Here is a 19,144-nt window from a genome sequence, read left to right as displayed (position 1 = left end):
GGCGGCGGGCCTCCCGCCGACGGTGACGGGCACGGAAGCTAACGGAAGTTAACCGCGGCCGAGGTCGTCGATCTCCTTCAGCAGCGCGGCCGCGGAACCGGGCGGGGCGGCGGGGGCCGCCGGGCGGAGGCTCCTGCGGTCGCGGAACAGCCAGCCGCCCAGCACGCCGCCGACGAAGCCGAACAGATGCCCCTGCCAGCTGATGCCCTCCTGCTGCGGCAGCAGGCCGGCGAACTGGTAGGCGAAGCACAGCGCCATGACCACGCCGATCACGATGTCGATCAGGTGCCGGTCGAACGCTCCGCGCACCAGCACGTAGCCGAAGTAGCCGAAGACCACCCCGCTCGCGCCCGCGGTCACACTCCCCGGATCCGAGGTGAACCAGACGCCGAGGCCGCTGGCCAGGATGATGAGCCCGGTCACCCAGAGGAACTTGGCCACTCCCCGGTAGGCGGCCAGGAAGCCGAAGATGAACAGCGGACCGGAGTTGGCCTGGATGTGCTCCCAGTCCCAGTGCAGGAACGGCGCCGACACGATGCCGGGCAGACCGTCCAGGTCCCATGCCTCCACACCGTGCCGACGGCTCAGCATGTAGTCCGCCACCCAGTTGGCAATCTGCACCAGCCAGATGAAGGCCAGGAAGCCGACCATCACCCAGAACGCCTTGCGGGCCTCGGCGACCATGATCTCTGCCGTACGGTCCCTGGCCTCCACGTGGTCCCTCCCTGTTCGTCCGTCCCGGCGGTCCGCGCCCCGGGCGGAGAACAGTATCCGGGCACGAGGTCACGAATACTGGCTCAGAACGCACCTCGGCTCAACCCGGAGGGGGCGAGGACCTCGGCTCAGCCCAGGCGGGAGGCGAGGACCTCGGCACGGGCGAGCTGGACCTCGCGGGCCTTGCGCGCCGCGAAGGTCAGCAGCGGCCGGGCCCAGGCGCGCACCACGAGCGTGTCCTCGACCTCGGTCCCGCCATCCCTGCCGGTCAGCCGGAACCGGTAGTCCAGCCGCACCCCGCCGGGGCTGGTCACCTCGCCCTCCACGGCCTCGTCCGTGCTCCGCAGCGTCACCTTGATCAGGTTGTCGTACTTCACGACGCCGAAGAACCTGAACCGCTCGACCGAGACGTAGCGGGTCTCGTTCTCGCCCTGCTCGATGTCCCGGACCGCGATGACCAGCGGCGAGAGTCCCACGTAACTCTGCGGCTGGCTGAGGTGCGCTCGCAGCGCCGCCGGGCTGTTCCGTACATGAAAGGTGTTGCGCAGTGTAACTCTTGGCATACTTCGCCCCCATTCGAAGATCTTTACGGGGAGACACTAACGGCTCCGGGCATGGCGAATCCGGATGTTGCTCATCTCGCATGGGGGGATCGGGACCGCGAGACGACTCCCGGCCCGAGGGTGTCCCACCCGTCCGCAGGTGGCCGAGCAGGGGCGGGCCCGCCGCGCCTGATGCGCCGATAGGTGTTTCTTGGCCGCCACATGGGTAACACAGGTGATCAAGAGCAGAAAGGGAGCGGCCCTGTGAAGAGAGTTCAGATCGTCCAACGTCCGCGTCCACCACGTAAGCCCGTCTCGCTCGACCTCCGGACGCCCTCCGGCCGGATTCTCCCCTTCTGACGGTCAAGCCGTTCCCAGCGCTCCCGAGAGATCCTCGGCGTACAGCCAGCCGGTGGCCCTCTCGTAGAAGTGCCTGAAGACGATCGGCATGACCAGTTCGTTGATCCGGCGGCTGATCGGCCCCGCCGTCTTGGCGTCCCGGTTCGCGCTCGCGGTCCTGGCCATCTTCGCCACCCGGGCCCTGCGCTCACGGTCGTAACGGGCCAGGGCGGCGACCACCGAATCCTCCTCCCGTACGGCTCTCGCCAGGACGACGGCGTCCTCGACGGCCATGGAGGCGCCCTGTCCCGCCCCCACCGGGTGCGCGGCGTCCCCGACGAGCACAGTCCGCCCGTCCTGCCAGACCGGCACCTCGGCCAGCACGTGGTGCAGTGTCGGACGGTGCAGCCTGACCGCCGCCCCCAGGACAGCCGACGGGGCCTCCTCTGAGCGGTACAGCTCCCTCAGCCTCTCCAGACTCGCGTCCGAGGGCTCATCCGGGCTGGAGACCTGGGCCGACCACCAGACCTCCCCGCCCGGCGCGGTGATGTGGATGAAGGCCCCGCTGCGTGCGAAGACCATGTTGAACACGCCGGGTTCGGCCGCGACGCCCCCGGAAACCCGCTCCGAGACCCCGGAGACCGTGTAGATCCCGGCGTAGCGCGGCTCGGGGGCCGCCGGGTCCAGCATCCTCCTGGTGACCGAGCGGATCCCGTCCGCCCCCACCACCAGGTCGGCGCCGGCGACGTCCATCTCAACGTCCGCCCCGGTCATCCCGGACCCGGAGCGCCGCCCGGTGACGACCCCGGCGCCCGCTCCGACCGATCCCGGCTGGAAGCGCCGTCCAGCGACGATCTCGGCGCCCGCGCGGACCGCCGCGGCGCGCAGTTCTCCGACCAGGTGGCCGCGCATGAGCGTCACGCTGTTCAGCGGGTCGCCCGAGAGGCGCCCGCGGGGGACGTCGCCGAGCAGTTTGCCGGAAGCGCCCCACATCCGCTGGCGCGGCACCTCGAACCCCAGCGCGGCCACCGCCTCGGCGCACCCCAGCGCGGCGAGCGCGCGCAGCCCGTTGCCCGCCAGGCCCAGGAACGAGCCGACCTCTCCCCCGGGCTCCTCGTACGCCTCGACGACGGTGACCTCGGCTCCGACCTTCCGCAGCGCGAGCGCGCTCGCCGCGCCGGCCACTCCCCCGCCCACCACGATGGCACGCATGACGTTCTCCTCGACCGAGTTGACTGAATTTAAATTCACCGAATTTCGATTCAGTATGGGCATTGCTAACGTCAGGGGTCAAGGAGGGGAGGCGGATCTATGGGTGTGCGCAAGGCGAGGGCGGCCGAGACCGAGGCCGCGCTGAAAGGGGCAGCCCGCCGTCTTTTCGCGGAGCGCGGCTACCTGAGCACCAAGATCACTGACATCACGGCGGCCGCCGGCCGGGCCACCGGCTCCTTCTACGACCACTTCGCCAGCAAGGAGGAACTACTCCAGGCGCTCCTGCGCGACATGGAGGCCCAGGCCGACGCCGAGATCGGCGTCGACGGCCCCTCCAGGGCTCCGGACGGCCACCCCCGCGACCACGATCTGACCGACCCCGCGCAGCTCCGCGACCACGTCGCCGTCGCCTGGAACGTCTTCCGCGACCATCTCCCGGTCATGGTCGCCCTCTACCAGTCGATGATGACCGAGCCGCTGGGCTCCGGCCGCGCCTGGACCGCCCTCGCCGAGGACACCGCCGTCTTCCGCGACCACCTGGAGTACCTGCGGGAGCGCGGCCACCCCCTGCCCGGCGATCCCTCCCTCGTCGGGGCGGCGATGGGCGCGATGCTGGCGACGTTCGCCTACGCGGTGCTGACCTCGGGCGAGAAGGGGCCGGGGATCAGCGACGACGAGGCCGTCGACACCCTCACCCGCCTTCTCCTCCACGGCCTGGCGGGACCGGCCGCCGGCCGCTGAGCCCCCGTGTGGCATGATCACGATCGTGCGTTACATCGTGATCGGGGCGGGGGCCGTCGGCGGGACCATCGGCGGGCGGCTCTTCCAGGCGGGCCACGACGTCCTCCTCGTCGCCCGCGGCGCCCACCATGACGTGCTCCGGCGCGACGGCCTGCGCCTGATCACCCCCGACTCCGCCCAGACGCTCGGCGTCCCGGTGACACGCGATCCGGTACGGCTCCGCGACGGCGACGTGCTGGTCCTGGCGGTCAAGTCACAGGACACGGTCGCCGCGCTCGACCCCTGGCCCCGGAACGCGCCGGTGGTGTGCGCGCAGAACGGCGTGGCCAACGAGCGCACGGTGCTGCGGCGCTTCGAGCGGGTGTACGGCATGTGCGTCTGGCTGCCCGCCTCCCACCTGGAGCCCGGGGTCGTGGCGGCCTACGGGGCCCCGAAGTCGGGCCTGCTCCAGCTCGGCCGCTACCCGCACGGCACCGACGCGCTGTGCGAGCGGATCGCCGCAGACCTGTCGGGGAGCATGTTCACCGGCACCGCCGTACCGGACGTGATGCGCTGGAAGTACGCCAAGCTGCTGGGGAACCTGGGCAACGCCTACGAGGCGCTCTGTGGTCGCGCGCCCGGCCATGAGCAGATCATGAAGCGGGTGCGCGCCGAGGGCCGGGCCGTACTCGACGCGGCCGGGATCGCCTACGCCTCCCCCGAGGAGGAGCGCGAGCGGCGCGGCGCGCAGGTCGAGGTCCGGCCGATCGAGGGAGTGGAGCGCGGCGGCGGCTCCTCCTGGCAGAGCCTGGCCCGCTCCAGCGGCTCGATCGAGGCCGACTACCTCAACGGCGAGATCGTCCTGCTCGGCCGCGAGCTCGGCGTCCCGACCCCGGCCAACGAGGTCCTGCGCCGTGAGGCCGACCGCGCGGCCCGGGAGCGTCTGTCCCCCGGCTCCATGTCGCCCGAGGCCCTCGCCGCCCTCATCGACGCCGAGGACCGCCGGACCGGTCCCGCCCCGGCCTGAGGGCGGGCGGGGAGATCAGGAGAACGGGCTCTTCGGGCGGTCCTGCAGGACCCCGTCCACGTAGATGTCGACCTTCTCGTTGTAGAAGGCGATCAGCCCGGCGATGCGCTGGCTCTCCTCCAGTGGGGTCCGGTAGGACCAGGCCAGGTCCGCGTGCCCGTTGACGGACCAGTACTCCGCCCGCCCCTTGTACGGGCAGCGGCTCACCGTGCCGGTGGGGGTGAGCAGGTCGAGCCGGACGTCGGTCTTGGGCAGGTAGTAACGCGGCGGCAGACCGGTCTCGAACAGGATGCGGGCGTGGCGGGAGTCCGCCACGGTCGCCCCGTCGACCTCGACCCGGATGTGGCGGGAGGAGGGCAGGATGTCCACCCGCGAGTACGGGTCGCGGGGGTGGACGTAGACCTCCTCGTCCTCCTCGAACCAGGCGTCCATGGCTTCCCACTCCAGGCGCACGTATCCGCGCAGTTCCTCGATCGGGGAGTCGGGGTAGGCCAGCGCGGCGTCGGCCACGTCCCCGATGTCGTAGAGGATCCCCTCGCCGCGGCTGGGTGATCGTTTGGTCCCGCCGTTGGGCTTGAGCTCGGCGGTGACGTCGTCACGGGGGATGTAGTAGGCCGGGTAGTAGGGGATCTCCCAGACCAGCAGCGGGCGGACGGTGTCGGCGACCGCCCTGCCGCCGAGGAAGGCCCGCACTCTCTTGGCCGACGATTCGATCCGGACGCGTCCACGAGTGATCGGCTCCATTCCCCCGCCAACCCCGCCCCGGCCCCCGCTATTCCCTTCGGGAGTGCAACGCTCAGATGCGGAAAGCCACCAGCAGATCCTCCGGTGTCCAGGCCGCGTCCAACGGGAGTCCCGGCTCGAACCCGGCCCTGGACACCGCGACTTTGGGGGTGTCGACGTCCACGCCCGGTACGGACGCCGAACCTCGGACCAGTTCGTCGTAGTCGTGCCGGTCGAAGGGGCGGGCATCGAGCCACTTGATCGACCCGGTGAAGTGGACTCGGCCCGCGACGGGCTCCCGGTCGGCTCCCACGAGATCGATCTCCGGGTTGTTCTGCCGATTCCACCATCCGCCCACGACCTCGGTGTCAGGCCATTGGTCGTCCGGCAGCCTCCTGGCCAGGCAGTCGCGCACGATCGGTTCCACGGCGCGACCCCGCCAGCTCGTCCACGAACGCTCGATCCGCCGCAGGGCGAGATCCGGCCGGCCGCGCTCGCTGTCGGCGACGGCACGCTGGAGGAAGGCGAGCCAGAAGCGAAGGTAGGAGTCGGCCACCCGGTACCGCTTGTTCCTGGTGTCCGGTCGACCGGAGAGAGGAAGATCCGCCGCCACCACCCGCTTGGCGATCAGGTTGGTGAGGATCGGTGACAGGGTGCCGGAGGGCAGCGGCGTCGCGCCTCCCACAGCGGCCGCGATCGCGGCGAAGGTACGTTCCCCCGTCCCGATGGCCTCCAGCACGGTCCGCGCGTGGGTCGCCGACGGAAACTCCCCGAGCAGCGACAGCTCTCCGGCGGCGAGGAGCGGCGACAACGGGGTGGCGAGACTGGCGCGCAGGAAATCGACCCTGGTCATGCCCGGTTCCCAGGAACGGACCACCTCGGGGAAGCCTCCGGTGATGAGCAGCGCGTCCACGGCGTCGGCCGCGGCCAGCCCGGTCATGTCGGCGACATCATGCAGATCGAGTGGTCTCAGGGTCATATGGGCGGCCCGGCCGAAGAACGGGCGTCCATACTCCTGCAGGGACTCCATCACGGACAGATCACTTCCGACCAGGATCAACAGGATCGGCCGGGTGGACAGATGCCTGTCCCAGACCGTCTGCAGAGCTCCCTCGAACTCCGTGTCCTGCTCCATCAGCCAGGGAATCTCGTCGAGAACGACGATGCACGGAGTCCCATCACCCGCCGCCAGCGCCAGGGCGCGGAGTGCGTGATTCCAATCCGGCGGCATGGCCCCGCGGATGAGCTCGCCCTCTGCCAGCCCGGAGCAGGCGACGGCCTCGGCGAAGTCGTTTCGTTCCGCTGCCGGGCTCCGTCCTCTCGTCGCCTGGAAGATGACGTACGGCAGACCGGAGCGATCACAGAACTCCTGAACCAGACGCGACTTGCCCACTCGCCTGCGGCCGGTGACGATCACCGCCTGCCCTCGCGTTCCCCCTTTGCCCTCCACAACGAGACGCAGCTGCCTGCCGAGACGGTCAAGATCGGAAGCCCTGCCGGTAAAGTCCATCGCTCCCACCTAAGTAAGATTCCATCTTACTTAGATCTAATCTACATTACCTCAATCGATGTAAGCAGCCACCTAACGTTCCTTGCCTCACACAACGTCCCCGACGTGGGCGTCGGCGACGTCCACGTCGGTGACACCTGTGTCGGCGACATGCGTGTCGGCTACGTCGAGGTCGGTGACGGTTTCGGGCACACACGGATCTTCTGAACATCCCGGCTCCTGACGGCCGCAGGCCGGCACCCCGGGAGCGGCGAGCGCTCGATACCCCCTTGCCAAAGCGGCGGAAACCGGAGAGGTTGGGCCCGGCCGGTCGGCGTGCCGACGCGCGCCCCGGCCCGACGCCCCCTGCCGGAAGGATCTCGATGACCGATTCGACGTCGCACGTCACCGCCCCCGCCCCGAAGCGCGGGCCCGTCCTCGACCCCGCTCTCGGCGACTATCTGCTCACGCACTCCTCTCCCGCCGACGACCTGCTCCGCGAACTCGCCGAAGAGACCCGCCGGGCCACCGGCGGCGCGGCCGGGATGCAGGTCTCCCACGACGAGGGCGTCCTGCTGAACATGCTCGTCCGGATGTCCGGCGCCCGCCGTGCCGTCGAGGTGGGCGTGTTCACCGGCTACTCCTCCATCTGCATCGCCCGCGGCCTGCCCGAGGACGGTCACCTGCTCGCCTGCGACGTCAGCACCGAGTGGACCTCCATCGCCCAGCGTTACTGGGAGCGCGCGGGCGTGGCCGGGCGCATCGAGCTGAAGATCGCCCCGGCGATCGAGACGCTGCGGGCGTTCCCCGCCGAGCCGGAGATCGACTTCGCCTTCATCGACGCCGACAAGACCGGTTACCCCGCCTACTACGAGGAGCTGGTCCCGCGGCTGCGTCCGGGCGGCCTCGTCGTCCTGGACAACGTCTTCCTCGGCGGCCGCGTGTTCGACCCCGCCTGCCGGGACGAGGACGCCGTCACCATGCGCCGCATGAACGAGATCACGGCCGGCGACGAGCGGGTGGACTCGGTGATGCTGCCCGTGCGCGACGGCGTCACGATCGCCCGCAGACGCTGACCTCCTCACAGGTTTTCCTCGGGAATCCGGCCGTTCCGCAGAGCCTCCCCGGGCATGCTGAGGGGATGCGGCGGATGGCGAAGATGCGGGTGGCGGTCGCGACCGCCGGAGTCTGTCTCCTGGCGGCGTGCACCGCGGATCCCACGGCGGCCCGGGCGCCCTCACCGGTGCCTGAGCGCACGGCGGCGTCCGCCTCCCCGACCGCGCCGGGCCGTACCGCAGCCCAGGACGCGGCCCAGGACGCGACCCCGGCCCCGCGGGCCACCGGGGAGGTCGCGCAGGCCCCGGAGTGGAAGGCCGCGCCCGATCCCGGGCTCTCGGGGAGCGCCGCCCTGGTGGACGTGGCGGCCGGCGGGCCCGGGGACGTGTGGGCCGTCGGCTACCAGGACAGCGCCGAGGACCGGGAGGGGTCTCCCGCCGTCGTCCGATGGGACGGGACGCGATGGCGTGAGGTGCCGGTGGGCGAGCGGGACCTGTACCACGTGGAGGGCGTCAGCGTGGGCGGCCCGGACGACGTGTGGATCGTCGGCAACGGTGAGACCGCCGTCGCGGCGCGCTGGAACGGGCGGCGGTGGACGTGGGAGCGGCCGTTCGGGATCGCGCACGACTACCGGTTCACCGACGTCGCGGTCTCCGGCGGACGGGCGTGGTTCACCGCGAACACCCCGTCGGGGACGGTGGTCCTGGAGTGGGACGACGGCGAGTTCCGCAACGCCTACCAGAGCGGCGGGACCCTGCGGGCGATCACCGTGAAGGACGGGCACGTCTGGGCGGTCGGGGGCGACGAGTCGGGACCGATGGTCCTGCACGGCACCTCCACCGTGTGGGAGGCCTTCCGGATCCCGGACATCCCCGGCGGCAGGCTGAACCGGGTCTGGCAGATCTCGCCGTCCGACGTCTGGGCGGTGGGTGAGATCGCGACCGGCTCCCCCGACGTGTACGGCGACCGCCCGGCCGAGCCGCTGGCCCTGCACTGGGACGGCTCCCGCTGGACGCGCGCGGAGCTGCCGGTCTCCCGGGGCGCGCTGCACGGGGTCACCGCGTTCGACGGCGACGACGTCTGGGCCAGCGGAGTGGACGCCGACCACTCGGGCCAGCCGCTCCTGCTCCACTTCGACGGGACCCGGTGGACCGCCCGGTACGGCCCGCTGCTGCGGCCGTACGAGGAGGACCAGCAGTACGACGTGTCCGACGACGTCGGGCACACCGGCATCGCCGGGGTCCCGGGCACCGGGACGGTGTGGGTCGTCGGCTCGGTCGGCTGGGGGGACGCGGAGGCCGGCTTCACACTGCGCCGGTGATCCGGGCCGCCTCCGGAGACGAATCTGAGACAGGAGGTCTCAAAAAACGGACGAAATAGGCAGCCGAATGGCGTAGTCTCTCCCAAACTCCAACAAACGGGAGTAGGACGTGAAAAAGGTTCAAATCCTGCAGAAGCCTCGGCCGCCCCGCCAGCCCGCCCCCCTCGACCTGCGCACGCCCTCAGGGCGGCCGCTCCCCTTCTGACGGGACCGGGACGAGGGTCACGACGGGGACGAGAGCCACGGGGAAGCGGCGGCCCCCACGGGAGCGGACGGCCACGGACGGCCGGTCGCACCGGTTCCGACCGGCGCGGGCGGTCTCGCACGCCGCGCCGGATCCCACCGGCCGGGCGACGGCACAGCGAGTCCCATTTGTAAGCCCGATGTAAGTGATCCGAAAGCGGACCCCCCTACCTTCTGAGCGTCACAGTTTGCTCTGAAAGGCAAGGCAATGTTCCGCCTTATCTCTTCCCGCCGTATCGCCGTCACCGTTGCGGGAGCCGCACTCCTCTCCCTGACCGCCGCCTGCGGCGCCGGCGCCAACTCCTCCATCTGCAGCGAAGCCCCGTGGACGAAGCTCACCCAGGAGTACACCACCGCCGTGACCGGCGCCGGCGGCGACCTCAACAAGTACAACGAGGCCAACCAGAAGTTCGCCTCCGACCTGAAGAAGCTGGCGGGCGAGGCCGAGGGCGACCTGGCCACCGCGCTCAACAACTTCGCCACCGCGATCGGCAACGTGAAGATCGACGCCAACGACCCGACCTCCGCCACGGCCGCCGTCCAGGAGCTCGGCACGAAGACCCAGGAACTCCAGAGCGAGCTGGTCAAGGCCTGCTCCTGACGGAATCACCGGGTCCGCGTCACGGCGGGGACCCGGTGCGTCTCCCTGACGGGACTCCATGAATCTCGTGCCTCCGGTGGGGCGGAGTCACGACCGGGCACGACCGCCGCACCGCCTGCCGGGGGGGCAGCGCGGTTCGGCGGTCGCGTCCGCTCCCCGGGCCCCGGTCACCGCCTGATCGCGCGGGCCTGTTCGTAGCAGCGGTCGAAGCCCTCCAGTACGGCGGGCCAGGAGCTGGCGACCGGCTCGGTCTCCCGGTTGTGCGCGGCGATCGACTCGCGCAGCTCACGGTCACGGGCCAGCCGGGCGACCGCGGCCACCAGGTCGTCGAAGCTCCGCCCGAGCAGGCCCTCCTTGCCCTGGTGGACGAAGTCGGCCACGCCGCTCTGCGCCCGCGCCACCACCGGGACCCCGGCCGACCTGGCCTCCAGCGCCGCCAGCCCGAACGACTCGCGGGGCGCGGGGGCGACGAACACGTCCGCCGAGGCGAGGACCTCCCGGATCTGCTCGCGGCTGTACCGGCCGGGCAGGCAGACCCATCCCTCCATCCCGTTGGCCCGCAGGTAGCGCTCCATCTGCGCCCGCGCCGGGCCGTCCCCGACGATGGTGGCCCGCAGCGGCACCTCGGACGGCACCCGGGCACGGGCCTCCTTCAGCAGCCGCAGCAGGCGGATCGGGTGCTTGCGCGGCGCCAGCCGTCCCACGGCCACGACGTGCACCGCCTCCCGGCCCGCCGTCTCATGGTCCACCGCCTCATGGTCCACCGCCTCATGGTCCGCCGCTTCCCCCGTCGCCGTGCCGTCCGGTACGGTCCCGGCCGCCGCGGCGCCCCGCGTGTGCCGTACCGGCGCCTCCGCGGGACGCCAGCCCGGCACGTCGAGACCGTTGGAGACCACGTGCACCGGCACGCCGGGACCGGCCACGGCGCGGATCGGGCGGGCGGCGGCCCCGCTCACCGCGGTGCCCACGAGCTTCCAGCGTTCCCACCCGAACAGCAGGCGCAGTCCCCGGTAGACCCCGGAGGTCACCGGGTCCCACATGCTGTGCACGGTCACGACCACGGGCAGCCGGGCCCGCGCCGCCGCGCGCACGCCCATCCAGGCGAACGGCGAGACCGCGCCCGTGTGCACGTGCACCACGTCGGGCCGCCGGGCCGTCATCAGCCGGAGCAGGTGCCCCGTCCCCGTCGGATGGACCGGCAGGTCGAAGGGGAGTTTCGCGACGATCCGGTGCACCCCCGGCAGGGGTTCTCCCGGGGTCGCGGTCGCCACCTCGACTTCGTGGCCCGCCTCGCGCTGCATCCGGATGAGATCGGCGACCTGCACCTCGATCCCGCCCAGGCGGGGGAGGTAGCAGTCGCTGACGTGGAGGATCCTCACGCTGCCAGGGTAGCCCCGCATGAGATCATGCTTGCGTGGCCGCTTCCCCGACGTCCCGGCCCCCCGGGACCGCAGTCTTCTTCCACGCCCATCCCGACGATGAGGCCCTGCTGACCGCGGGCACCATGGCCATGCTCGCCGCCGAAGGGCACCGGGTGGTCCTCGTCGTGGCCACCTCCGGCGAGCGCGGGCAGGCCGACATCTCGCCCGGCGAGGCGCTGGGCGAGGCCCGCATGGCGGAGCTGCGCAAGTCCGCCGCCGCGCTGGGCTGCTCCCGGGTGGTCAACCTCGGTTACGGCGACTCGGGACTGGCGCCCGGCGGCGGGATCGCCGAGGACCGGCCGCCGAACGCCTTCATCGACGCCGACGGCGAGGAGGCCGCCCGCCGGCTGGCCGAGATCCTCACCGAGGAGGAGGCCGGCCTGCTGACGATCTACGATCCCGCCGGGGGGTACGGCCACCCCGACCACGTCCAGGTGAACCGGGTCGGCAGCCGGGCGGCGGAGATCGCGGGAACCCCGATCGTGCTGGAGGCCACGGTCAACCGCGACCCGCTGCTGCGCGGCCTGAAGCTGGTCGGCCGGTTCTATCCGCAGCTGGACACACGGGCCTTCGAGCGGGCCTACGCCTCCGGCGGGGAGATCACCCACCGGGTGAACGTGCGCCGCTTCGCCCGGCAGAAGCGGGCGAGCATGGCCGCCCACGCCACCCAGGCCACCGGCGCCGACACCCGCACCCTGGGCGTGATGCTCAAGATCCCCCACCCCCTCTACCGCCTGGTCTTCGGCACCGAGTGGTACGTCCGGCGCGGCCTGCCGTCCGGCACCAGGCTGAGGCACCCCTTCGAAGTTCCTCCCCAAGGATGAGCTCCGGACCGGCACACTTGGTCCAGGGGGTTACATGAAGAACAGATGGGTCCAGATCGGACTGTCGGCCGTCTCGCTGGGCCTGGCTGCCACGCTCGTCGTCTTCCTGCCGCAGATCGTGCGGGAGCTGACCGGCAAGACGGTCTCCTGGACCGAGATCGGCGCCCGGTTCGCCGCGCTGAACTGGCAGACGGTCGCGTTGATGACCGCCGTCTGGCTGGCGAGCCTGCTGGCCTACACGTTCGTGCTGACCGCCTCCCTGCCCGGGCTGAGCCACCCGCAGGCCCTGACCCTGAACGCCGCCGGCAGCGCGGTGAGCAACCTGCTCCCCTTCGGCGGCGCGGCCGGGGTCGCGCTGACCTTCGCGATGACCAAGGGGTGGGGCTTCCCAGCCCGCGCCGTCGTGGTCTCCACGCTGGCCAGCGGCATCTGGAACACCCTGTTCCGGTTCATCCTGCCCGCGGTGGGCATCGTCGCGCTCCTCGCCAGCGGGCAGGCGCTCAACCCGGCGGTCGTCAGCGCGGGCTGGGCGGGAGCCCTGTCCATCCTCGTCCTGGTCGCCGTGGTGACCGCCGCCCTCTACTGGGACCGCGCCGCCGTCCTGCTCGGCCGCGCCCTCGACGCCCTGGCGCGGCTGGCGCCCGGCAGGCTCCGCCCCGCCGAGCACGCCGCCTCGGGGGCGCTGGAGCGGCTGCGCGCCGACACCTCGACGGTCGTGCGGGGCCGCTGGCCCGGCCTCACCCTGGGCATGGTCTCCTTCCTGGGGTTCCAGTGGCTGATCCTGATCTGCTGCCTGCACGCGACCGGCGCCTACCCGGGCCTGGCCCAGTCGATCGCGGCCTTCGCCCTGTCGCGGGTGCTGACCACCGCGGTGGTCACCCCGAGCGGGGCCGGGATCATGGAGGCCGGGACGGTCGGCGCACTGGTCTTCTTCGGCGCTCCGTCGGATTCGGCCACCGCCGCGGCACTGCTCTTCGGGTTCTGGACCTACACTGTCGAAATCCCCTTCGGTGGTCTGGCGCTGGGCGCGTGGGCATTCCTGAGGCGGCGCGAGGGCGCAGCCTCAGCTCCCGTCAAGGAGCCGGTCGGCCGGTAGGGGTGCGTGCGGGTCCTCCCCGGAGAGCGTCGCGGGCACCCCCGGGGATGCTCATACCAGGCCAGATTGGGAAAGACCTTGTGCGCAATTCGAAAGCCCGCATACCGTGGCGGCTGACATGGTGGCGTTCCGGGTTCTCGGGCCGGTCGAGGCGTACTCCGGTGACGACGCGCTCGACCTGGGCGGGCTGCGGCAGCGTGCCGTCCTCGCCCGGCTGCTCGTCGCCCGCGGACAGGTCGTGCCGGTCGACACGCTTCTCTACGACCTGTGGGACGACGACGCCGCCAAGGGCGCCCAGTCGGGCCTGCAGGTCTACATCTCCCGCCTGCGCCGGGTCCTGGAGCCCGGCCGCCCGCGCGGGGGCCCCAACCGGCTGCTGGTGACCGTCGCCTCCGGCTACGCGCTGCGCATCGCCCCCGACCAGGTCGACGCGCTCCGCTTCGAGACGCTGGTCCGCTCCGCCGGGGAGCACCTGGAGGGCGACGATCCGGCCTCCGCCCGGGTGGGCCTGGAGAAGGCCCTGGGCCTGTGGCGCGGCACCCCGTACTCCGACTTCGCCGACCAGCCGTGGGCCGAGGCCGAGGTGAACCGGCTGACCGAGCTGCGCCTGGTCGCCCGCGAGCGGCACGCCGACACCGGCCTGCGCCTGGGCATGCCCGCCGAGGCGGTGCCCGACCTGGAGGCCCTGACCACCGAGCACCCGCTCCGCGAGGAGGGCTGGCGCCTGCTCGCGCTGGGCCTGTACCGCTGCGGGCGCCAGGGCGACGCGCTGGCCGCGCTGCGCAAGGCGCGCACGATCCTCGCCGACGAGCTCGGCATCGATCCCGGTCCCGTCCTGCGCAAGCTGGAGTCCGACATCCTGGCCCAGGATCCCGGCCTGCAACTGCCCGTCCCGCAGCGGCAGCAACGTCCCGCGGTGGTCGCCGACACCTGGCCGCCCCGGCCCACCGTGGTCCCGGTGGAGCCGCCGCCGCTGGAGCCCGAGCCGTTCGTCGGCCGGGACGCCGAGCTCGACCGGCTGGTCACCGCCGCCGGCCGGGCCGCCCGCTTCACCGCGGCGGTGCTCAGCGGCGACGCCGGCGCGGGCAAGACCACGCTGGTCCGCCAGCTGACCAAGCGGCTGTCCGCCGACGGCTGGACCACCGCCTCCGGCGCCTGCCCCGACAGCAGCGCCACCCCGCCCGGCTGGGCCTGGGTCGAGATCCTGCGCACCCTGACGGCGCTGACCGGGGCCGGGGAGTACGCCCCCCTGCTGGCCCCGCTGCTGGACGACACGGCGCCCGTCGCCGACGACGACCAGGCCTCCGGCGGCTTCCGGCTGCACCGGGCCGTCGGCGGCTACCTGGCCTCGGTGTCCAGGGAGACCCCGATCCTGCTCACGCTGGAGGACCTGCACTGGGCCGACGACCAGACGCTCGCCCTGCTGCGCGCGCTGCCGAGCCTGCTGGCCGGCAGCCGGGTGCTGCTGGTGGTCACCTGCCGCGACAGTGAGCTGACCGACCAGCAGGCCGACGTGCTGGCCGCGCTGGCCAGGCTCGGCCCGGTCCGGGTCGCCCTGTCCGGCCTCGACCCCAAGGCGGTGGCCGAGCTGGTCCGGGCGACCTGCGTGCGCGAGGTGGACGAGCAGGCCGTCGAGACCATCGTCGAGCGCACCCACGGCAACCCCTTCTTCGTCCGTGAGACCGTGCGCCTGCTCGACGCCGAGGCGACCAGCGGCCGCGCCACGGCCGCCGAGGTGATCTCCGGGGTGCCCTCCGGGGTCCGCGACGTGCTGCGGCGGCGGATCTCCCGGTTGCCCTCGGACGCCCAGCAGATCCTGCTCCAGGCCGCGGTGATCGGCCGCGACGTCGACGTGGACGTGCTGGTGGAGGTGGCCGGCGACGAGGACGCGGTGGTCGACGCCGTCGAGGCCGCGCTGCTGGCGGGCCTGGTCACCGAGCCGGGCCCCGGCATGCTCCGCTTCGACCACGACCTGGTCCGCGACACGCTCTACTCCGACGCCTCCCGGCTGCGCCGCTCCCGGCTGCACGCCGCGGTGGCCGCGGCGATCGAGCGCAGGAACCCCGGGGACGTGGCCGCGCTCGCCCACCACTACGACGCGGCCGGCACCACCGAGACCGCCGTCAAGGCGGTGCGGTACGCCGGCCTGGCCGCCGAGCAGGCCGAGCGCCGCTTCGCCCACCGGGAGGCGGCCACCCTGTGGGAGCAGGCCATCTCGGCCTTCGACCGCTCCGGTGTCACCCAGACCCAGGAGACCGCCCGCGAGCGGCTCCAGCTCACGCTCCGGCTGATCAAGGCCCTGGCCCTCTGCGGCGACATGGCCGCGGCCCGCAGGCGGCGGCGCGAGGCGATGGAGGCGGCCCGGCCGCTCGGCGACCTGGAGCTGACCGCCCGGGTGGCCGCGTCGCTGGCCGTACCGCACAAGGGCATGGCCCGCGACTTCACCCGCACCGCGTGGGAGATCGTGGACGTCGCCGAGCAGGCGCTGGTCGAACTGCCCGCCGCCGAGCAGTCACTGCGGGCGAGCCTGCTGGCCACGGTCGCGCTGGAGCTGGAGGGCTCGGCCACGTCCCGGGGCGAGCAGGCCTCGCTGGAGGCCGAGGAGCTGGCCCGCAGGACCGGTGACCCCGCGCTGCTGGCGACCGCGCTGAGCGGGCGCCTGCGCCAGTCGTACGGCGTCACGCCGGTCGGCGAGCGGGAGCTCATCGGCCGGGAGCTGCTGGAGGTCGGCAAGGCCAGCGGCCAGGTCGCGGTTCAGGCGCTGGCCCACCTGGTGCTGATGGAGTGCGCGGCCGCCTCGGGCGCGTTCGCCGAGGCAGACGCGCACGTCGCCGCCGCCGAGCAGCTGGCCAGGCAGTACGGCCTGTCCGCGCCGGCCGCCGTCGGCGCCTGGTACGCCGGGCAGCGCCTGATGATCGCCGGGGACTTCACCGGCGCGGAGCGCGCCTACCGGGAGGCGGCCCGGCTGACCGCCCGGGCCGGGATGCTGGAGGGCCGCCAGGACCTGCCGCTGATCACCGCGTTCTGCCTGCACCTGGTCAACGGCCGGGCCGCGGAGATGGTCGAGCCGCTGGGCGAGGCCCACCAGCGCGGCGCCAAGTGGACGCTGGACGCCTACGCCGTGGCCCTGGCCTCGGCCGGGCACATGCGCGACGCCCGGGCGCTGCTGGCGGTCAAGACGCCGGTCCGGCCCGACTTCCTGTACGAGCTGGCGATGATCTGGCGGGCGCTGGCCGGCATGCTGCTGGACGACCGGGAGCGGATGACCGAGGCCTACGACACGCTGAAGCCGTTCGCCGACCGGATCGCGGGGGCGGGCACCGGGGTGGTCGCCCTCTGGCCGGTCGCGCTGACACTCGGCGACCTGGCACTCCGGCTGGGCTTCGCCGATGCGGTGAAGCCCCACTACGACAAGGCCCTGGAGGTGGCCCGCCGGGTCGGCGTGCCCCGATGGGTGGAGGCGGCCCAGCGCTCGCTCGGCGAGGGGACCGGCGGCTGACACCGCGCGGGACGGCTGACACCACGCGGCTCGGCACGGGCCGGGCCGCGAGGTCAGCAGCTGACCTGGAACTTCTCGCTGAGCAGGACGTCCCCGCCGTCGACCGAGAGCTTCACCCGGTACCAGCCGGGGTTGTTGACGATCCGGGGCTCCCACTCGACCGTCCGGCTCCGGCCGGTGAAGCCCGAGCCGGAGGCCATGTAGACGCGCCAGCTCTTGCCGGAGACGCTCCAGCGCTCGAGGCGCCAGCCGTACGAGACGGTCTTCTCGGGGTCGGCGTTCTCGATCACGCTCTGCACCCGGTAGGGCTTCGCGCAGCCCTGGGTGTCGGTGATCGCGCCGACGGTGACCGTGCCCGCCGCCGGAACGGTGCCGGTCGTGACCGGGACCGACTCCGCGGACAGGGTCACCGTCTGCACCGGGGCGCCCGCGGCCGCGTTCGCCCGGGCCTCGCCGGAAGCGTCGCGGGACGCTTCCACCCCCACGTAGGCCCCGGTGAACGCGAGTGTGGCGACCAGCAGCTTCACGACGCTCCCGGCCCCACTCGCCAGTACCGGCGTGACACTGCTTCGCGGTCTCATGACACACACCTTCCTTCGTCACTCATATGTGTACGGCGGAAGGGTTGACCTTCGCTTGCGGCGCACTTGCAGCCGTGCTGCGACCGAAGATGAGGTAAGCCTGGCCTAATATCTAGTATCAGTTGACCGAGTGATCCTGGCGGTGGTGTGCGGTGACGCGATACGTTTCGGCGGCTATCCCCGATCCCACCTCCCCCGCGGTCCTGATCCCCTTCCTGCTGGGCATGGTCGGGCTCTTCATCGCCTTCCAGGTCTACTACTGGGTCGGCCACAAGCTCGGTCCCAGGATCTACGCCTCCCGCCTGGGCAGGAGGGTCGGCGACGAGAGGATCCGCAAGGCCGAGGGGTTCGTCGCGCGCTGGGGCGCCCTGGCGGTCTACGGGTGCTTCTGGGTGCCCGGCGTACGGCACTCCCTGCCCTGGGTGGCCGGGGTGCTGAAGATCTCCTACCCGAAGTACGTCGCAGCCAGCGCGCTCGGCTGCCTGACCTGGTGTCCCGTGACATACTTCGGGCTCTACTCGGTCATCTGGGGCTGGCTCGCGCTCGCCGGGCGCTCGCCCCTCGCGGCGGGGGTGACGGCCGCGGTCGTGGTCGCGGCGCTGGCGGTGTTCGTACGGCGCCGCCGCGCGGCGACCGCGAAGACCGCGTCCTCCTCCGCCGAGGACGCGCCCGCTCCGGCGAAGGGTTCGCCCCTCTCCGGCCCGCAAGAGTGATTCCTCACGATCCGACCCCTGCGACACGGATACCAATATTTCGATAGCCGCGCCCCCAAGAAGCGAGCCTTCACGGTGAGTTCTGCCACGATGATCCGCATGCATAACGGGGGAATCCGCCTTCTCGCCTGTGCCGTCCTGACCGGTGCGACCCTCCTGGTCTCCGGGTTCGCCCCGCCGGCCCACAGCGCGCCTGCCCGCCGCACACCCGTCCACACCCCCGCGCCCGAACCCGCCGCACCCACCGTGCACGCCCGCGCGGCCTACCTGGTCGACACCACCACAGGAACGGTCCACCTCAGCAGGCGGGCCACCGAGCGGGTGCCGATCGCCAGCCTGACCAAGATCATGACGGCCTACGTCGTGCTGCGGGAGGCCCGGCTGAGCGACGTCGTCACGGTCAAGAAGCTGGACGTCCGGCACGCCAGGCGGAACGACGCCACCCACGCCTCCCTGCGCGCCGGGGAACGCCTGACCGTCCGCGACCTGCTCCACGGCGTGATGCTCCCCTCCGGCGCGGACGCCACCCACGCGCTGGCCCGCGTCTACGGCCCCGGCCAGGCCAGGTTCGTGGCCAAGATGAACGCGGCGGCCCGCTCCCTCGGGCTGGAGGACACTCGTTACAGCAACGCCGACGGGCTGCCCAAACCCCGGGGCGGCGGTTACTCCACAGCCTTCGACCAGGCGAAACTGGCCGACGTGGTGCTGCGCGACCGGGTGTTGTCGGCCATCGCCGCCGAGGACCGGTACACCGTGCGCAAGACCCGGGTACACCGCGCTCACGCCTGGACCAACACCAACAAGCTGCTCCGCCGCGTCCCCGGCACCCTGGGGATCAAAACCGGCTACACCCGCGCGGCCGGCTACTGCCTGTCCTTCGCCGCCGACCGCGACGGCCATCGCCTGATCGGCGTCCTGCTCGGCGACCCCAGACCCGAACGGCGCTTCCGCACCGCCGAACGCCTCCTGGAGTGGGCCTCCGCGCAGGCCGCGGCTTACACCGGTGACTTCTGACCACCGGAT

17 protein-coding genes are annotated in these 19,144 nt (G+C 72.2%); 10 read left to right on the top strand and 7 right to left on the bottom strand.

The genetic code is table 11. The features are described from left to right. Positions 1–48 precede the first annotated feature (48 nt). The 3 genes from IEZ08_RS20955 to IEZ08_RS20945 all read right to left on the bottom strand — a co-directional run bounded on the left by IEZ08_RS20955 (position 49) and on the right by IEZ08_RS20945 (position 2,807). On the bottom strand, positions 49–714 hold the full coding sequence (locus IEZ08_RS20955) for a rhomboid family intramembrane serine protease (RefSeq protein WP_203863430.1): 666 nt from the start codon (positions 712–714) through the stop codon (positions 49–51). A gap of 128 nt (positions 715–842) precedes the next feature. Then, on the bottom strand, positions 843–1,277 hold the full coding sequence (locus tag IEZ08_RS20950) for an SRPBCC family protein (protein ID WP_189242736.1): 435 nt from the start codon (positions 1,275–1,277) through the stop codon (positions 843–845). Positions 1,278–1,619: 342 nt separating this feature from the next. Beyond that, positions 1,620–2,807, bottom strand: coding sequence for an FAD-dependent oxidoreductase (locus IEZ08_RS20945; protein WP_189242735.1), 1,188 nt, complete (start codon positions 2,805–2,807; stop codon positions 1,620–1,622). 99 nt (positions 2,808–2,906) lie between these two features. Here IEZ08_RS20945 and IEZ08_RS20940 point away from each other — a divergent pair, with 99 nt between their 5' ends. Beyond that, positions 2,907–3,548 (top strand): TetR/AcrR family transcriptional regulator, encoded by a 642-nt coding sequence (locus IEZ08_RS20940; protein WP_068926072.1) that lies wholly within the window; start codon positions 2,907–2,909, stop codon positions 3,546–3,548. 25 nt (positions 3,549–3,573) lie between these two features. Further along, a complete protein-coding gene (locus IEZ08_RS20935; protein ID WP_189242734.1) occupies positions 3,574–4,554 on the top strand; it encodes a ketopantoate reductase family protein in 981 nt (326 codons plus the stop codon). A gap of 15 nt (positions 4,555–4,569) precedes the next feature. Here IEZ08_RS20935 and IEZ08_RS20930 read toward each other — a convergent pair whose 3' ends face one another. Together IEZ08_RS20930 and IEZ08_RS20925 are read right to left on the bottom strand one after the other, a co-directional pair. Beyond that, positions 4,570–5,298: a DUF427 domain-containing protein gene (locus IEZ08_RS20930; protein WP_189242733.1), complete on the bottom strand. Its 729-nt coding sequence runs from the start codon at positions 5,296–5,298 to the stop codon at positions 4,570–4,572. 52 nt (positions 5,299–5,350) lie between these two features. After that, positions 5,351–6,787 carry an ATP-binding protein gene (locus tag IEZ08_RS20925; RefSeq protein WP_189242732.1) on the bottom strand — a complete coding sequence of 479 codons (1,437 nt, stop codon included), beginning with the start codon at positions 6,785–6,787 and terminating at the stop codon, positions 5,351–5,353. 362 nt (positions 6,788–7,149) lie between these two features. On the opposite strand from IEZ08_RS20925, the gene IEZ08_RS20920 reads away from it, so the two are divergent. From IEZ08_RS20920 to IEZ08_RS20910, 3 genes are all read left to right on the top strand, one after another. After that, positions 7,150–7,842, top strand: coding sequence for an O-methyltransferase (locus IEZ08_RS20920; protein ID WP_189242731.1), 693 nt, complete (start codon positions 7,150–7,152; stop codon positions 7,840–7,842). Between the two features lie 74 nt (positions 7,843–7,916). Continuing rightward, positions 7,917–9,143 carry a hypothetical protein gene (locus IEZ08_RS20915; protein ID WP_189242730.1) on the top strand — a complete coding sequence of 409 codons (1,227 nt, stop codon included), beginning with the start codon at positions 7,917–7,919 and terminating at the stop codon, positions 9,141–9,143. 451 nt (positions 9,144–9,594) lie between these two features. Then, positions 9,595–9,987 carry a DUF8711 family protein gene (locus tag IEZ08_RS20910; protein ID WP_068926077.1) on the top strand — a complete coding sequence of 131 codons (393 nt, stop codon included), beginning with the start codon at positions 9,595–9,597 and terminating at the stop codon, positions 9,985–9,987. A 167-nt stretch (positions 9,988–10,154) separates the two neighbouring features. Here the strand turns inward: IEZ08_RS20910 and IEZ08_RS20905 are convergent, their stop codons facing one another. After that, positions 10,155–11,366, bottom strand: coding sequence for a glycosyltransferase family 4 protein (locus IEZ08_RS20905; protein ID WP_189242729.1), 1,212 nt, complete (start codon positions 11,364–11,366; stop codon positions 10,155–10,157). A 35-nt stretch (positions 11,367–11,401) separates the two neighbouring features. Between IEZ08_RS20905 and IEZ08_RS20900 the strand changes: the two genes are divergently transcribed. The 3 genes from IEZ08_RS20900 to IEZ08_RS20890 all read left to right on the top strand — a co-directional run bounded on the left by IEZ08_RS20900 (position 11,402) and on the right by IEZ08_RS20890 (position 16,827). Beyond that, a complete protein-coding gene (locus tag IEZ08_RS20900) occupies positions 11,402–12,232 on the top strand; it encodes a PIG-L deacetylase family protein (RefSeq protein ID WP_084780611.1) in 831 nt (276 codons plus the stop codon). A 34-nt stretch (positions 12,233–12,266) separates the two neighbouring features. After that, positions 12,267–13,328 (top strand): lysylphosphatidylglycerol synthase transmembrane domain-containing protein, encoded by a 1,062-nt coding sequence (locus IEZ08_RS20895; RefSeq protein ID WP_189242728.1) that lies wholly within the window; start codon positions 12,267–12,269, stop codon positions 13,326–13,328. Between the two features lie 118 nt (positions 13,329–13,446). Continuing rightward, the gene (locus tag IEZ08_RS20890; protein WP_068926082.1) at positions 13,447–16,827 is read left to right on the top strand and encodes an ATP-binding protein; all 3,381 of its coding nucleotides are present in this window, start codon (positions 13,447–13,449) and stop codon (positions 16,825–16,827) included. Positions 16,828–16,880: 53 nt separating this feature from the next. Here IEZ08_RS20890 and IEZ08_RS20885 read toward each other — a convergent pair whose 3' ends face one another. Next, on the bottom strand, positions 16,881–17,408 hold the full coding sequence (locus tag IEZ08_RS20885) for a hypothetical protein (RefSeq protein ID WP_141704212.1): 528 nt from the start codon (positions 17,406–17,408) through the stop codon (positions 16,881–16,883). A gap of 152 nt (positions 17,409–17,560) precedes the next feature. Between IEZ08_RS20885 and IEZ08_RS20880 the strand changes: the two genes are divergently transcribed. Continuing rightward, positions 17,561–18,121, top strand: a complete 561-nt coding sequence (locus IEZ08_RS20880) for a DedA family protein (RefSeq protein ID WP_068926085.1) — start codon at positions 17,561–17,563, stop codon at positions 18,119–18,121. Positions 18,122–18,220: 99 nt separating this feature from the next. After that, positions 18,221–19,135, top strand: coding sequence for a D-alanyl-D-alanine carboxypeptidase family protein (locus tag IEZ08_RS20875; RefSeq protein ID WP_068926086.1), 915 nt, complete (start codon positions 18,221–18,223; stop codon positions 19,133–19,135). Positions 19,136–19,144: the final 9 nt, after the last annotated feature.

Source organism: Planobispora rosea (genome assembly GCF_014648175.1).
GTDB lineage: Bacteria > Actinomycetota > Actinomycetes > Streptosporangiales > Streptosporangiaceae > Planobispora > Planobispora rosea.
This window is presented reverse-complemented; position numbering and strand designations above follow the sequence as displayed.